Here is a 521-nt window from a genome sequence, read left to right as displayed (position 1 = left end):
CGATTCGGACACTCCGTGTCGGGTGGCACTGACACACGTATTCCACCTCGCGCCCGATGACCCGTTCGAGCGGGTGCGTCGTGAACATCGACTTCGTCGCCTCTCCGTCCACAGTGGTGCGCGTGGACCGGACCTGTCCGGCCACCCACCGGCCGTGACCGGGCACGAGCCACACCGTGTAGAGCGGCCGGCCGGCGGGGCATCGCACGGCGTGAAGACGATGCAACGTCGCCGGGTCCCCCTCCAGGCCGTAGAACATCCGGAGCGCCTCGGCGACCCGGCCCTTGGCGCTCACAGCCGGTCACCCCGCGCGAGCCGGCGCGCGGCCTCGCGAGCCTGCTCGTCGGCCACATGCGAGCCGTAACGTCGGGACATCGTCGGAGTGGTCCACCCCGCGAGCCGTTCGAGCTGGTCGTCGGACATGTTCGCGCCCTTCAGGTCCGCGGCCCAGGTGTGCCGGAACTGGTGCGGGTGCAGATGAGTCACCCCGGCGGCCCCCGCTCGCCGGGACAACATCTCGG

The 521-nt window shown here is 71.0% G+C and carries 2 protein-coding genes; both read right to left on the bottom strand.

Translation table 11 applies throughout. The annotated features are described in order from the left end of the window. Window positions 1-295, bottom strand: a 295-nt coding sequence (locus tag ABD323_RS45360; protein WP_344447770.1) for a hypothetical protein, incomplete at its 3' end; no start/stop codon positions are given. After that, a partial coding sequence (locus ABD323_RS45355) for a tyrosine-type recombinase/integrase (protein WP_344447769.1) occupies window positions 292-521 on the bottom strand: 230 nt, incomplete at its 5' end. The genes ABD323_RS45355 and ABD323_RS45360, both read right to left, overlap by 4 nt.

This window comes from Kitasatospora nipponensis, from assembly GCF_039528135.1.
GTDB classification, from domain to species: Bacteria; Actinomycetota; Actinomycetes; order Streptomycetales; family Streptomycetaceae; genus Kitasatospora; species Kitasatospora nipponensis.
The sequence above is the reverse complement of the archived record's forward strand: the minus strand, read 5'-3'. Positions and strand labels throughout refer to the sequence as shown.